Source organism: Flavobacterium sp. (genome assembly GCF_035456225.1).
Classification (GTDB): Bacteria; Bacteroidota; Bacteroidia; order Flavobacteriales; family Flavobacteriaceae; genus Flavobacterium.
Map to the genome: position 1 here is coordinate 1 of NZ_DATIDM010000175.1, position 14,865 is coordinate 14,865.

At 38.7% G+C, this 14,865-nt stretch carries 14 protein-coding genes and 1 pseudogene; 8 read left to right on the forward strand and 7 right to left on the reverse strand.

Annotated elements, in window-relative coordinates:
- Both ahcY and VLB74_RS10610 read left to right on the forward strand, forming a co-directional pair.
- Window positions 1-1,282 (forward strand): adenosylhomocysteinase (gene ahcY / locus VLB74_RS10605; protein WP_325203434.1); only part of this gene is annotated, 1,282 nt, incomplete at its 5' end.
- 249 nt (window positions 1,283-1,531) lie between these two features.
- Window positions 1,532-3,856, forward strand: a complete 2,325-nt coding sequence (locus VLB74_RS10610) for a patatin-like phospholipase family protein (protein ID WP_325203435.1) — start codon at window positions 1,532-1,534, stop codon at window positions 3,854-3,856.
- A gap of 279 nt (window positions 3,857-4,135) precedes the next feature.
- Here VLB74_RS10610 and VLB74_RS10615 read toward each other — a convergent pair whose 3' ends face one another.
- The gene (locus VLB74_RS10615; RefSeq protein ID WP_325203436.1) at window positions 4,136-4,771 is read right to left on the reverse strand and encodes a hypothetical protein; all 636 of its coding nucleotides are present in this window, start codon (window positions 4,769-4,771) and stop codon (window positions 4,136-4,138) included.
- Between the two features lie 292 nt (window positions 4,772-5,063).
- Between VLB74_RS10615 and VLB74_RS10620 the strand changes: the two genes are divergently transcribed.
- Window positions 5,064-5,597, forward strand: a complete 534-nt coding sequence (locus VLB74_RS10620; RefSeq protein ID WP_325203437.1) for a hypothetical protein — start codon at window positions 5,064-5,066, stop codon at window positions 5,595-5,597.
- Between the two features lie 57 nt (window positions 5,598-5,654).
- Here VLB74_RS10620 and rpmA read toward each other — a convergent pair whose 3' ends face one another.
- Together rpmA and rplU are read right to left on the reverse strand one after the other, a co-directional pair.
- On the reverse strand, window positions 5,655-5,915 hold the full coding sequence (gene rpmA, locus VLB74_RS10625; RefSeq protein WP_023573269.1) for a 50S ribosomal protein L27: 261 nt from the start codon (window positions 5,913-5,915) through the stop codon (window positions 5,655-5,657).
- Between the two features lie 23 nt (window positions 5,916-5,938).
- The gene (rplU, locus tag VLB74_RS10630; RefSeq protein ID WP_325203438.1) at window positions 5,939-6,301 is read right to left on the reverse strand and encodes a 50S ribosomal protein L21; all 363 of its coding nucleotides are present in this window, start codon (window positions 6,299-6,301) and stop codon (window positions 5,939-5,941) included.
- 191 nt (window positions 6,302-6,492) lie between these two features.
- On the opposite strand from rplU, the gene VLB74_RS10635 reads away from it, so the two are divergent.
- Both VLB74_RS10635 and VLB74_RS10640 read left to right on the forward strand, forming a co-directional pair.
- Entirely contained in the window at window positions 6,493-7,818 is a 1,326-nt protein-coding gene (locus tag VLB74_RS10635) for a M16 family metallopeptidase (RefSeq protein ID WP_325203439.1), read from the forward strand.
- A gap of 13 nt (window positions 7,819-7,831) precedes the next feature.
- The gene (locus VLB74_RS10640; protein ID WP_325203440.1) at window positions 7,832-9,886 is read left to right on the forward strand and encodes an insulinase family protein; all 2,055 of its coding nucleotides are present in this window, start codon (window positions 7,832-7,834) and stop codon (window positions 9,884-9,886) included.
- A 124-nt stretch (window positions 9,887-10,010) separates the two neighbouring features.
- Here VLB74_RS10640 and VLB74_RS10645 read toward each other — a convergent pair whose 3' ends face one another.
- On the reverse strand, window positions 10,011-10,877 hold the full coding sequence (locus VLB74_RS10645) for a DMT family transporter (RefSeq protein WP_325203441.1): 867 nt from the start codon (window positions 10,875-10,877) through the stop codon (window positions 10,011-10,013).
- A gap of 111 nt (window positions 10,878-10,988) precedes the next feature.
- On the opposite strand from VLB74_RS10645, the gene VLB74_RS10650 reads away from it, so the two are divergent.
- Window positions 10,989-11,366: a heavy-metal-associated domain-containing protein gene (locus VLB74_RS10650; RefSeq protein WP_325203442.1), complete on the forward strand. Its 378-nt coding sequence runs from the start codon at window positions 10,989-10,991 to the stop codon at window positions 11,364-11,366.
- 43 nt (window positions 11,367-11,409) lie between these two features.
- Here VLB74_RS10650 and gldD read toward each other — a convergent pair whose 3' ends face one another.
- The 3 genes from gldD to mutY form a co-directional block, all read right to left on the reverse strand.
- Window positions 11,410-11,982, reverse strand: coding sequence for a gliding motility lipoprotein GldD (gene gldD / locus VLB74_RS10655; protein WP_325203443.1), 573 nt, complete (start codon window positions 11,980-11,982; stop codon window positions 11,410-11,412).
- Between the two features lie 79 nt (window positions 11,983-12,061).
- Window positions 12,062-12,490 carry a single-stranded DNA-binding protein gene (locus tag VLB74_RS10660; RefSeq protein WP_325203444.1) on the reverse strand — a complete coding sequence of 143 codons (429 nt, stop codon included), beginning with the start codon at window positions 12,488-12,490 and terminating at the stop codon, window positions 12,062-12,064.
- A 38-nt stretch (window positions 12,491-12,528) separates the two neighbouring features.
- On the reverse strand, window positions 12,529-13,572 hold the full coding sequence (mutY, locus tag VLB74_RS10665; protein ID WP_325203445.1) for an A/G-specific adenine glycosylase: 1,044 nt from the start codon (window positions 13,570-13,572) through the stop codon (window positions 12,529-12,531).
- A gap of 110 nt (window positions 13,573-13,682) precedes the next feature.
- Here mutY and VLB74_RS10670 point away from each other — a divergent pair, with 110 nt between their 5' ends.
- Entirely contained in the window at window positions 13,683-13,997 is a 315-nt protein-coding gene (locus VLB74_RS10670) for an HU family DNA-binding protein (protein WP_473964696.1), read from the forward strand.
- 417 nt (window positions 13,998-14,414) lie between these two features.
- Window positions 14,415-14,865 (forward strand): annotated as a pseudogene (locus tag VLB74_RS10675) (ribonuclease E/G); the annotation flags it as partial.

The following is a 14,865-nucleotide window of genomic DNA, read 5'->3' on the forward strand; positions in this document are numbered from 1 at the left end:
AGTAAAAGATATCAATCTTGCTGCTTGGGGAAGAAAAGAAATTGAATTGGCTGAAGCTGAAATGCCAGGATTAATGGCACTTCGCGCTGAATATGGTGCAAGCCAGCCGTTAAAGGGCGCAAGAATCGCAGGATGTTTACACATGACTATCCAGACAGCGGTTTTAATCGAAACATTAATTCACCTTGGCGCTGAAGTAACTTGGTCTTCTTGTAACATTTTCTCTACGCAGGATCAGGCTGCTGCTGCCATTGCTGCTGCAGGAATCCAGGTTTATGCTTGGAAAGGTCTTAATGAAGAGGAGTTTGACTGGTGTATCGAGCAAACATTATTCTTCGGTGAAGAAAGAAAACCATTGAACATGATCTTGGATGATGGTGGTGACTTAACGAACATGGTTTTCGACCGTTACCCTGAATTGATCCCTGGCATCAAAGGTTTATCAGAAGAAACTACAACCGGAGTTCACCGTTTATACGAAAGAATGAAAAACGGAACTTTATTCATGCCGGCTATCAACGTGAACGATTCGGTTACAAAATCGAAATTCGATAACAAATACGGATGTAAAGAATCGGCTGTAGATGCGATCCGTCGTGCTACTGACGTTATGTTGGCTGGTAAGCGAGTGGTTGTTTGCGGGTATGGTGACGTTGGTAAAGGAACTGCGGCTTCTTTCCGTGGAGCAGGTTCTATCGTAACAGTTACTGAAATCGATCCAATCTGTGCTTTACAGGCGGCTATGGACGGTTTTGAAGTTAAAAAATTAGACACTGTGGTTGGAAATGCGGATATCATCATCACAACGACAGGAAACAAAGACATCGTTATCGGGAAACATTTCGAGGCGATGAAAGACAAAACCATCGTTTGTAACATCGGTCACTTCGATAACGAAATCGATATGGCTTGGTTAAACAAAAACCACGGTGCTTCTAAAATCGAAATCAAACCTCAAGTTGACAAATATACTATCGCAGGAAAAGACATCCTTATCTTGGCAGAAGGCCGTTTGGTAAATTTAGGTTGTGCTACAGGTCACCCGTCTTTCGTAATGTCGAACTCGTTCACGAACCAGACTTTGGCTCAATTGGAATTATGGAACAATTCGGCTAACTACAAAAACGAAGTGTACATGTTACCGAAACACCTCGATGAAAAAGTAGCTTCTTTACATTTAGCTAAATTAGGTGTTGAATTAGAGACTTTAAATGACGAGCAAGCTGCTTATATCGGCGTAGACGTTAAAGGTCCGTTCAAACCGGAATATTACAGATATTAATCAGTAAACAGTTGACAGTATCAGTCGACAGTTGACTTAGATAACTTAAAAAACCCTTGCAGTGATGTAAGGGTTTTTTGTTTGTCTGCACTGAAACAAAATTTCGTTTTGAAAAAAGCTATTTAAATGCGTATCGGACATTTCAACCGAAAAACATATTTCTATCAAAAAAATTGTACAATAACAAATAACTGATTACTTTTAATATACCGAATAAACATCTGTTTATCAACCATATAAATACGAGTTATGGCCTTGAAAAAAATAACTACGCTATTTGCCCTATTATTTTTGTTAAGCGCTTCGCAAATCATTTTTGCACAAGACAAAAAACCTAAAGTCGTATTGGTACTCAGCGGTGGCGGCGCCAAAGGAATTGCGCATATTCCGCTTTTACAAAAACTCGATTCCCTGCACATAGTCCCGGATCTTATCGTCGGGAACAGTATGGGGAGCATCATTGGAGGACTGTATGCCATGGGTTATTCGGGAGACAGTATCGCAAGTATCAGCAAAAATATCGATTGGGACAAAATTGTTGGAGGCGGCCTGTCATTGAGAAACGTGAGCGTGGAAGAAAAAAGGGAGTTTCAGCGGTATTTGGCCGGGATGGGGTTTATAGACGGAAAACTAAAAAGCACCGGTTCCATAATAAACGATCAGAACTTACGGGAATTCCTATTCGAACTGACGTATCCTGTTTACAATATCAAAGATTTTGACGATTTGTCGATACCCTTTCGGGCTATGGCAACCGATTTAGTCGAAGGAAAAGAAGTTATATTAAGCAACGGCAGTTTGGCTTTTGCCATGAGGGCGAGTATGTCCCTGCCCGCTGTTTTCAAGCCTATGCCATATGGAGAAACCCTTTTGGTCGACGGTGGGGTGATGAATAATTTCCCAACCGATGTAGCCAAACAAATGGGCGCTGATATCATAATCGGAAGCGATGTGGGCGGAGGAATGGAACCCAAAGAAAAACTGGACAATATTGTAACAATTCTGATGCAAACCAGTACATTTCCGAGCAATATTAAAAATCCGGACAACAAGGCACTTTGCAACATCTTGGTCGATCATCTGCCCAATCTGCGCTTTTCGACCGCTGATTTTGAAAAAAGCAATGAAATCTACCAGGACGGTAAAATTGCCACAGCACAAAATCTTCCTGCTTTAGTCGAATTGGCTAAAAAGTTAAAAGGTTTCACACAAAAGACGCACCAGCTGCCCAAAACCAGCAATGAATTCGTTATCGACACCATCATTTACAAAAATATCAGCAAAGAAAACCTTCCCCTCGTCATTGCCCGATCCAACATCAAAACACATACAAAATACAATACCAAAGACTTGATCGGAAGTGTCAACAGGGCCATGGGCACCATGCTTTTCAGCCAAATCGCCTATAATCATTTTATTTATGACGACAATAAACTGGGAATAATTTTAAACGGATTTGAACAGCCAAAAAACCAACTCAATGCCTCATTGCATTATGACACATACCGAGGCGTAGGATTGATTCTTAATTACACCGCCAGAAATGTCCTTGCCCGATCTTCCCGCCTGCTCGTTACCGCAGATATTGCAGAGCAACCAAAAGGCAGGGTTAATTTTCAGAAAAATTTCGGAAAAAAGAAAGAATGGTGGTGGTGTTCTGAACTTTATGGAGCGTTCCTGAAACAGGAAATTTTCATCGATGGTAATTCAGCCGATAACATGCTGTATCGCGCCCTTGAATTTAATAACGAATTCAACAAAAATATAAACTCATTGCAAAGCTATATTGGTTTTGCCCTTAACTACAGTTACGCGGAAATAAAACCAAAATACGACCCAACCTACAATCCCAATGTATTTTCCCTCGTAAACTACAATTTTAACAACGTAGAGGCCAACCTGCATTACTACCATAACGATATGGACAAAGTTTTCTTTGCCACCAAAGGAACCATCTTAAAAGGCAACATAAGCCGTTCCTTATTTACAGATGCCTATGCCTCTTTTTCCGACCCAACCATAGCAACAATTTCCAGTACCACCAATGGTTTCACCAGATTTGGTTTCGGAATTGAAAAACGAATGTTGTTAAAAAAGAAAATCACCGGAATGTTCGGAGTGGATGCCAATTTTATGCTTCTGGATAACCTAAAAAGCGACCAGGCTTCCTTTACGGATTTTGGATATGCTTCAAAATATTTTTTAGGAGGCATTATTCCGATTTCGGGCAGTAACCGTTTTACGTTTGCAGGTCTGAATGAAGACGAGCTCAATGTGACCCAATTTATGGGAGTTAAACTCAGCGCACAGATAAATCCCATGGGCAAATTTTATTTGACACCTCATTTTAATATTGCAACCGTAGGCTTTGATGGTTTTAATCAGTACATCAAAAAAGCTTTTAGTCCGAATGGAAACTGGGACGAGAACACCGAACCAAGTCTTGTCTTGTCTGGTGGTGCCGCTGTTTCGTATCTATCCATTTTAGGCCCTATCCATTTTGACGTTTCATGGATTAATGATATTGACAAAGCGAGATTATTTTTCGGCGTTGGATATTCGTTTAATCCGTAACCCCAAGCGCACGGATTTACACTCAACAATAGTGCGGAAATTTTTTTGTGTCCGGACAGAAAGACACAAAGTAAGTTCCAAAATTCACAATTAAATACCAAACTTTGTGGGCACGGATTGCAAATCCGCACTATCGGGTCAATCTGCGACATCTATGGTCTAATGTATTATGCATATAACACTTATGTCCACACGGTAGCCGTAAAAAGTTAGTATTTTCTATTTGGACAAAACCAATGATTTGGCAATCACTAAGTATTGAAAGTCTTAAAAAAGCAATCAACGAAACGCAACCGTGATTTTTTCCGAGATTGCGTCGTAATCCGAAGTAGTTAACGTGCTTTTCTTTTTGCGCATAGCAATTAACACATCGCTTCCTTTAATAATTTGAGCTACAAACTCCCGAGTATCTTTCGAATAATTGAATGACAACTTTGTCCAGTAATAACGTAGTATCGGCGATTGCATCCACATCAAATAATTATTTATCCAGACTTCTTTGCCGGTCGTATCATATTCCCCGGTAGTGAGAAAGTCTTCCATAGACTGAAAAAGCCGAAGTGAATAATAGACTTCTAATTGTTTTCTTTGAAGTGGATCGTATTCTTTAGGCATTTCCATCCCAAAATCAGCATCAGGAACCATACTGGAATACAGAAAATAGCTTTCAGGATATTTTTGAAGCAATTCACTTTGAGGATCCAGCCAATTGTGCTGAATATTCTGCACGGTATTATAGGCAGCCTTATTCTCTTCAATCCGGTCATTGGAACGAACGGACACATAAATATTATAAATCACAAGGAAAAAGGAAAGCGACGCCATCAGACGAAGTGACAATTCCAACTTTTTTTCAATGGGAACATCCAGCTTCTTAATTAATTCATAGCCCACCACATAAACCACTATTAACACAGCGGTTATAACAAATATTTCAACCTGTGAATGGGAACTGAACATCACCCAAAAAATTAAAGATTGCAATACAAGTTACGAAATTAACAAGGATTACTACCTGAAAAGCCACTGAAAAAACACATAGACAACAGAATAACAATAGTTTACCTAAAACGCCACCTTCAAAATTACTGTCAGGAACCACAATTCTGAAATTTATGACCTCAAAACAGTGTCAGAATTTACTTTAATTATTTATGGTTTTTTCTTACTTTTGAAACAAAGAAAAAGCAAGCTGAAAAAAACAATTTTGGCATTAGTCCTATCAGCAACATTACTTTCCTGTACCATTCAAGGCTTAACAAATGACTATAGTAAACTCAGCGTTGAAAACAAGGCCAAAGTGGTTCCTCTTGAAAATTTCGAAAACTTAAATACGGAGCAGATTTACAAAATCAATGCGCAACAACTAAAAAGCGAATTAGCCAAACATCCACAATCTTTGGTTTATATCTTCAAAAATGGCTGCACATCCGATTTATGCAAACCCATGTATGTCTATGAAAATTTCGCCAACAAAAAGGGTTATAAACTTTTTTTGGTCATGAATGGCTATGACGGTCTTAATTCTACTTTAGATCGAAGAATCAGCTTTAAAAGCCCATTATTCTCAATTGATAACAATTTCTACGAAAGCAAATACCGAATTACTTATACACGTTATTTCGAAAACGAATTAACCGGTAAGCCGAGAGAGACAAAAAGGGGAGAATATTTAGGCAATCTTTATTTCTTTAAAGGAAGTCAATTAGAAAAAATCGAGAGAGATTTACCAAAAAGCTAAAAAACAAAAAACCCATTCTAATCAGAATGGGTTTTTATATTATTATAAGAGTATTTCTTATGCTTCGAATGGAACTACAGAAACAAATGACTTGTTGTCACCTTTTTTCTGAAATTTCACTACTCCATCAACTTTTGCATGTAAAGTATGATCTTTACCCATGTAAACGTTTTCACCTGGATTGTGCTTAGAACCTCTTTGTCTTACGATAATGTTTCCAGCGATTGCAGCTTGACCACCATAAATCTTAACACCTAAACGTTTCGATTCTGATTCTCTACCATTCTTGGAACTACCGACACCTTTCTTGTGAGCCATGACGTACTAGTTTTTAATGTTAATTATTCTTCTGTAGCTTCCGCTTTTTTAGTCGTTTTTTTCTTTGTAGCTCCACCTGCAACGATACCTTCGATTACAATTTGAGTTAAAGATTGTCTGTGACCGTTTTTCTTTTTGTAACCTTTTCTTCTTTTCTTTTTGAAAACGATTACTTTATCACCTTTTAAGTGTTGTAACACTTTGGCTTCTACTGAAGCACCTTCTACAGCTGGGGCGCCTAAAGTTACATTTCCGTTATCGTCTAATAAAAGAACTTTGTCAAAAGAAACTTTTGCTCCTTCTTCTACTGCTAAACGGTGAACATAAACCTTTAAGTCTTTGCTTACTTTGAATTGTTGCCCTGCTATCTCTACGATTGCGTACATAACAATAATGTTTAATTAATTTTTTAAGTCCGCAAATATACAACTATTTCTTTATCATACAACCTTACTGCTAAAATTTACTTCTAAAAACTTTAAAATCAGTCGAGTTAAAAAAAAAGTTAATGAAGATTGTAACAAAATCACGATATTGTATACACATTCCTTTATTATATAATAATCTAATAACTCTTATGAAAAAATCTTTAATGGCTTTGAGTTCGCTTTTAATGCTTGGAGGTGTTGCTTCCGCTCAGAAAGTAGCATTTGAAGAATACAATCTGGACAACGGTCTGCATGTAATTTTACATCAGGATAAATCCGCTCCGGTAGTAATCACATCCGTAATGTATCACGTGGGATCGAAAGACGAAAATCCTGAAAGAACAGGATTTGCCCACTTTTTCGAACACCTTTTATTCGAAGGAACCAAAAACATCGGTCGTGGTGACTGGTTTAAAATCGTAACTGCTAATGGCGGAAACAACAATGCCAACACTACAGAAGACAGAACGTACTACTATGAAGTTTTCCCTTCAAACAATTTAAAGTTGGCTTTATGGATGGAATCGGAAAGACTAATGCATCCGGTAATCAACCAGATTGGTGTTGACACACAAAACGAGGTGGTAAAAGAAGAAAAAAGACTTCGTGTAGACAACCAGCCTTACGGAAACCTGATTGCCGCTGTTAAACAAAACACCTACAAAGTACATCCTTATCGTTGGGCTCCAATCGGATCCATGGAACATTTGGATGCTGCAACGTTACAGGAATTCCAGGCTTTCAACAAGAAATTCTACATTCCTAACAACGCTGTTTTAGTTGTCGCAGGTGATTTCGACCCGGCTCAGGCAAAAACATGGATCAAAGATTACTTCAATGCAATCCCTAAAGGAACGGATATCCAAAGACAAAAATTTGAGGAAGCTCCAATCACACAAACCATCAAAGCTACTTACCAGGATCCTAACATTCAGATCCCTATGATGGTTGCCACTTACAGAACGCCTTCCATGAAGACTCGTGATGCAAGGGTTTTGGATATGATTTCTTCTATCTTATCTGACGGAAAAAGTTCAAGATTATACAAAAAAATAGTTGACGACAAAAAATTGGCTTTACAAATCGGCGCATTCAACTACAGCCAGGAAGATTACGGAATGTATATTTTGTACGGACTTCCGATGGGCAAAAACACAACAGAAGATTTGCTTAAGCAGGTAGACGAGGAAATTGTGAAATTACAGACAGAATTAATTTCCGAAAAAGACTTCCAAAAACTACAGAACAAATTCGACAACCAATACGTAAATGCAAATGCAAGCGTTGAAGGTATCGCAGAAAACCTTGCTACTTTCTACCTATTGTATGGCGATGTAAACCTGATCAATACTGAAATTGACATGTACCATTCCATTACCAGAGAGGAAATCAGAGAGGTTGCAAAAAAATACCTGAATCCAAACCAACGTTTGCTTTTAGATTATGTACCTGCAAAAGACAAAGCACAAAACTAAGTTGAGAATCACTATGAAAAAATATATTTATATAGCCGCAAGTTTATTTTTAGCAATATCCATGCAAGCACAAGACAGAACACAGCCAAAACCGGGACCATCACCAACAATCAACGTTGGAAAACCTAGCACTTTTACCCTAAAAAACGGTTTAAAAGTATTGGTTGTTGAAAATCACAAACTACCTCGCGTAAGCTACAGCCTTACCATCGACTACCCACCTTATGCAGAAGGCAACAAAAAAGGTGTAGCTGCTTTAACAAGCTCAATGATTGGTAACGGAACCGAAAAAATGCCGAAAGACGCTTTCAATGAAGAAGTGGATTTCCTGGGTGCCAACATCAATTTCAACTCAAATGGCGCTTTCGCAAGCGGATTGTCTAAATATTCAGCAAGAATCATGGAATTAATGGCCGATGGGTTATTGAATCCGGTTTTCACGCAGACTGAATTAGACAAGGAAAAAGAAAAAATGCTGGAAAGCCTTAAATCGGAAGAGAAAAGTGTAACAGCTGTAGCAGGCCGAGTGGAAGACGTTCTGGCTTTCGGAAAAACGCATCCTGCAGGGGAATATTTAAGCGAAGCAACCATCAAGAATGTTACTTTAAACGATGTTAACCAAAACTACCAATCGTATTTCGTACCCGGAAACGCTTATTTAGTAATCGTTGGAGACGTAAAACTGAAAGACGTTCAGAAAATTGTTGAAAAGCAATTCGGACCATGGGAAAAAGCGGTTGTTCCTACATTAACCTATCCGGATCCTAAAAATGTTCAGTACAGCCAAATCAACTTCGTGGATATGCCAAACGCGGTACAATCTGAAATCGCTTTGGTGAACACGGTTAATTTAAAAATGACCGACAAAGATTATTTCGCCGGTCTATTGGCAAACCAAATCCTTGGTGGTGGTGGTGAAGGTCGTTTATTCATGAACTTACGTGAAAAACACGGTTGGACATACGGCGCTTATTCTTCATTGGGAACAGGAAGATATGTGTCTAAATTCCGTTCAGGAGCTTCGGTAAGAAACGCGGTTACTGACAGTGCAGTGGTGGAATTCATGAACGAACTGAAAAGAATCAGAACGGAATCCGTATCGGCTGAAGAATTGAAAATCGCTAAAGCAAAATACATCGGAAACTTTGTAATGCAGATTCAAAAACCGGCCACTATCGCCCGTTATGCATTAAACACGGAAATTGAAAAATTACCAGCTGATTTCTACGAAAACTTCATCAAAAACATCAGCGCGGTTACTGCAGAAGACATCAAAGCTGTAGCTAACAAATACTTCCTGGCAGACAACACAAGAATTGTAGTGGTAGGAAAAGCAGCAGATGTACTTCCGAGTCTTGAAAAAATGAGCGCCAAGCAAAAATTACCGATTCAGTATTTCGACAAATTCGGTAATCCTACAGAAAAACCAAAAGTGAACATCGCTATTCCGGCAGGTGTAACTTCTGCGACTGTTTTCAACAATTACATCAAAGCGATCGGTGGCGAAAAAGCAGTGAAAGCTGTAAAATCTGTCGCTACTGTTTCTTCAGGAACCGTTCAGGGAACACCTGTTGAATTAACAACTAAAATGACTACCGACAATAAAATGGCTGTTGAAATGAAAGCTATGGGTATGTCGATGATGAAACAAGTAGTTGGCGACAAATCAGGATACCGTGTTGCTCAAGGACAAAGACAAGACATGACTCCGGAAGAATTCAAAGAAACGAAACAAAGCGCTGTTCCTTTCGAAGAATTGACTTTAGCTACCAATCCAAATGCTAAATTAGAAGCTATCGAGACTATGAACGGTAACGATGTTTATGTGATCAAAGAAGGTAAAACAACATATTACTATGATGTTAAAACCGGCTTGAAAGCAGCAAAGACTGAAGAAATGGAGCAAATGGGTCAAAAAATGACTCAAACCACTTACTACAGCGATTATAAGGAAGTAAAAGGAATCAAATTCCCTCACACAACCGACATGAACGTAGGTATTGAAATCAAATTAATGACTACTGAAGTGAAAATCAACGAAGGGGTAACTGCCGAAGATTTCAAATAAGAAACATAAGCTTAGCAAAAGAAAAAGGCTGTCTGTAACGGACAGCCTTTTTTATTACCAGTTTCTATTTCTCATCCTCTCTCTACTTCTCCCTTTTCCCTTTTCCCTTATCCCTTATCCCTGACTACTTTTTAGAAGACAAATAAATCCCGAATAAAATAACCGCAGCACCTACTATCTGAACGAACGACAAGGTCTCTCCATCCAGCAAGCCCCAAAAGATAGCCACAATCGGAAACAGGTAAGCCGATGACGAAGCAAATACCGGAGAAGTCATCTGAATCAGTTTAAAGAACAAAATATTAGCAATCCCAGTGCCGACTATTCCCAAAATCGCAATGAACATAACCGAATGCTGTACTTCCGGCTTATGCATCACTTGGAAAAATCCGGTTGAAATCAAAATTACCAACGCCGGGATAACCATTACCAGAAAATTACCTACCGTAATGCTTATCGGATTCACGTCGGATAAATATTTTTTTATCAGATTTACATTAGTTGCATAACAAAATGTGGCCACTACAACAAAAAGCGCATAAAAATAATTCTGCTCCGGATGATTCGCCGCACCACTTAAAATCAGTACCGAACTTCCCAGTAAACCAATCAGCACTCCCATTAAATGACTGCGCTGGAAGGCCATCCCGAAAAATAAAATCCCCAAAATCAACGTATTTAACGGTGTCAGCGAATTCAAAACCGCACTGATGGAACTGTCGATTTCACTTTGTGCCAGGGCAAATAAGAATGCAGGTATGAAAGTCCCCATTAAAGCTGTCAGGGCGATAAATTTCCACTTCCCCAAAGGAATCAGCGTTATCTTTTTAAATGCGACAATTACCAAAAAAGAGGCCGCAAACAACATGCGCAACGAACCCAACTGAAGTGGAGACAAACCCACCAAACCGCGCTTTATCAGAATAAAAGAGCTCCCCCAAATCAGGGAAAGCACCGCCAGTAAAATCCATTTGAGTTGTTTCGATTCCATAAAATTGATTTGAAACATCAAAATTCTGTTATTTAAATGAAAATCAGCTCTTTTTTTGGGTAATTTTGCTTCCGGTTATTTATCCGATTCAAAATCAAAAATTTAAGAAATATGAAATTCTCAAAAATCACCTTAACATTTGCTCTTGCCGCTTTAACGTTTGTGAGCTGCAAAAAGGAAGAAAAAACAACAGAAACCGCTACAACCGAAACTGTAGCCACTGCCCCTAAAAAAGAAATCGCCGCTGAAAACCTGGAGACTGCAAGCTTCCAAATTGAAGGAATGACATGCGCCATGGGTTGTGCTGCCACTATCGAGAAAAAATTAACCGAAACCGAAGGCGTGAAAGAAGCAAAAGTGGATTTCGATACCAAAACCGCTACCGTATCGTTTGACAAAACCGTTAACAATCAGGAATCGTTAACCAAACTGGTAGAAGCGGTTGCCGACGGAAAAACCTATAAAGTTGCCAACTTTAAAAAAGCATAACAAAAAAGGAACTCGGTTGAGTTCCTTTTTTTATTTTAAAATCTTATTTCCATCGTACCGATTCCATAATCTTTCGCATATCATTTTTGATATAGGCCGCAGCCGGAAGTATGGAATCATAATTGGGTTTTGCATAAAAATAAACCGATCCCACAAGGAAATGGCGCGTACTGTCGGTGACATAAAACTGCGCATTCGTAGCCGCATTTCCACCCACCTGATAAAACATCCCGTAGGCTTTATGTTCCGGATTCACAAAAGGCTGTTCTGCAATGTCATCCGCTTTGATTACGTGCTCATAAGTTAATTTCTGCGCATCGCGAAGCAACTGATCGATATTATTGTTTACCGTTTTATAATTCAAGTAAACCGTAGCCTTCATTTTAGGATATTGAATCTCCAGCGAACAATCGCCTTTGGTTTTAATTTGCGAAATCTCATTCATATCAAACCCATAACCACAACCACTGGGAAGATCATAGGCCTTGTATTTTGCCACAGGGTATTCTAAACTCAAATGACTTTTTGGCTTTGGAACAGATTCATCCTGACAACCAATCGATGCCAGAGAAACAAAAAATCCCGTCAAAAGAACGATACTCTTATTTTTTTTCATAACAGAAATCCTTACGCTAAATTAGGGCGTAAAGATACAATGTGAAACGCAGTTTTGGAAAGTTTATTTGATTTACAGCTTAAAACGGCAAATCTACCTCGCCGGTTGGCGCAATTGGAGGCTCGTTCGTTTGTGAAGAATAACCGCCACCCTGTTTTTGCTCCGTTTCTTTTTTGACGTTCAGAAAGGTGAATTCAGTTACCTGGATTTCGGTAGTGTATTTAGTGGTTCCGTCTTCGGCTTGCCATTGACGGGATTTGATACGGCCTTCCACATAAATCTTATCTCCTTTGGTTAGGTACTTTTCGCAGATTTCGGCCGCTTTGTTGCGTACCACCAGATTATGCCATTCGGTAGAAGTGATTTTTTCACCGGTAGTCTTATTAATGTATACTTCGTTTGTCGCTAACGGAAATCGTCCGATGCAATTTCCTCCTTCAAAATAGTGCATTTTAACATCGTCACCCAAATGCCCTATCAAAATCACTTTATTCAATGTACCGTTCATGGCTTGTATCTTTTAGTTGTACTCAAATATAGTAATTTCTACACATTCGCCCAATGTTCCTCCATAAAATTATGGATTACGATAGGAAACGGAAACTTTTTGATTTCTTCAATTGGCAAGGCATTTTCAATTTTCTGACTCGTTTTTACTTTCCAAAACTGAATACGCAGATGCTGATGCGATAATTTATGCACAATCAGATTATGATGCAATGGCTTGATATCCGTCGGCTTTAAGTCGGAAGAAAATTTTTCAACCAATTGAAATACGGTTTCAAAATCATCCTCTTGTGCCGTTTCCAACATTGGAAATTCATATAAATTATGCCAGATTCCTTTTCCGGCTCTTTTCCGTATAACCGAATTCCCATTAGCATCCTTTATAATAAGGTAGTTAAAATAACGATTGCTCACTTTGGTCTTCTTCAGTTTTACCGGAAGCATACCTACTTTATTATGTTTAAACGCCAGACAACTTCCACTCAAAACACAATTCTGACAATCGGGACTTTTAGGAACACATTGCAAAGCACCAAACTCCATCATCGCCTGATTGAAATCGGAAGCCCTATCCACCGGTAACAAAGAAGCAGCCAATTCAAAGAATTCTTTTTTCGCCGAAGCGGATGTAATATCGGTATCCACATCAAAATATCTTGAAAGCACCCGATACACATTCCCATCGACTACCGGAACCGGTTCGCCATATGCAATCGAAGCGATGGCAGCGGCAGTATATTCACCAACACCTTTTAACTTCAATAAATCTATATAATTATTCGGGAAGTTTCCGTTCAAATCAAAAGCAATGTGTTTTGCCGTGGCATGCAGGTTTCTTGCGCGGGAATAATACCCCAAACCCTGCCAGAGTTTCAGCACCTGTTCTTCATCGGCATTAGCCAAATCAAAAACAGTCGGAAACGCTTCTGTAAATCGCAAAAAATAAGGCAATCCCTGCGCAACTCGCGTCTGTTGCAACATGATTTCGGAAAGCCAAACCGGGTACGGATGAGGGGTTTTTCGCCAAGGCAAATCACGCTTTTCCCGTAAATACCATTGAATTAGCAAGTTAGTAAAATCCATCTTTAAAAATTGGAAAACAAAAATAAAACTTTATGTAATTAAATTTTAATCGATTAAGGTTGAAAAATTGTTTTTTTAATTGCTATATTTGCACACTCAAAAAATTACACATCAATATAAAACGAAAGAAAATGACGAAAGCAGACATCGTAGCGAAAATTTCTGAGAAGTTGGGTCTTGAAAAAGGAGACGTTCAAGCAACAGTTGAGTCTTTTATGGACGAAGTAAAAAACTCCCTAGAGACTGGAGACAATGTATATTTAAGAGGTTTCGGAAGCTTCATCATCAAAACCAGAGCTGAAAAAACCGGAAGAAACATCTCTAAAAACACTACAATTAAAATCCCTGCTCACAACATTCCGGCATTCAAACCGGCAAAAATATTTGTTGATGGAGTAAAAACAAATACGGAAGCAAAAAATTAACTAATTTATTAATCACTAAACACTACAAGTTATGCCAAGTGGTAAAAAAAGAAAAAGACATAAGGTAGCTACTCACAAACGTAAAAAAAGAGCGAGAGCTAACCGTCATAAAAAGAAAAAGTAGTTTAAAACTACTTTTTCTTTTTTAGAATTAAAAGTTCATTGAAATTTGGATTAAGACCGCTCGCAGTCAGCAGTTTTCAGCAATCAGATACATTCTGCAATCTAAAATCTGTTATCTGCCATCTATAATCCAACCGGGTACAATACCTGTAAAATTATTGTTTAATCCATCTGTACAATTCAGAAATAAGGGATAAGGAATAAGGGATAAGTCATCTTTTTTAAAAGATTTGCAACTTTTCACTTTTCACTTTTCACTTTTCACTTAACTGTATGGATAAAAATGTACACATTTTGAACAAAGAATTAATCATTCGAACCAGTTCAGATGCCGTAGATTTTGCCTTATTAAAAGATGGAAAACTAGTTGAATTACACAAAGAAGAAGGTGGTGAAGAACGAAGCGGCTTTCAGGTGGGCGATATTTTTATTGCCAAAATCAGAAAACCGGTTCCGGGACTTAACGCTGCGTTTGTAAACGTTGGCTTCGAGAAAGATGCTTTTTTGCACTATCACGATCTAGGACCAAACCTCTCTTCGATGATCAAATTCATCAAACTTGTAAGCGCAGGTAAAATAAAAGATTTCTCCCTAAAAAACTTTCCTTTTGAGCCGGAAATAAACAAGGATGGTGCCATCGGCGACGTGCTGAGCGCCAATCAGTCTATTCTCGTACAGGTAGTTAAAGAACCGATATCAACCAAAGGCCCCCGAATAAGCTCCGAGCTTTCTCTGGCCGGAAGAT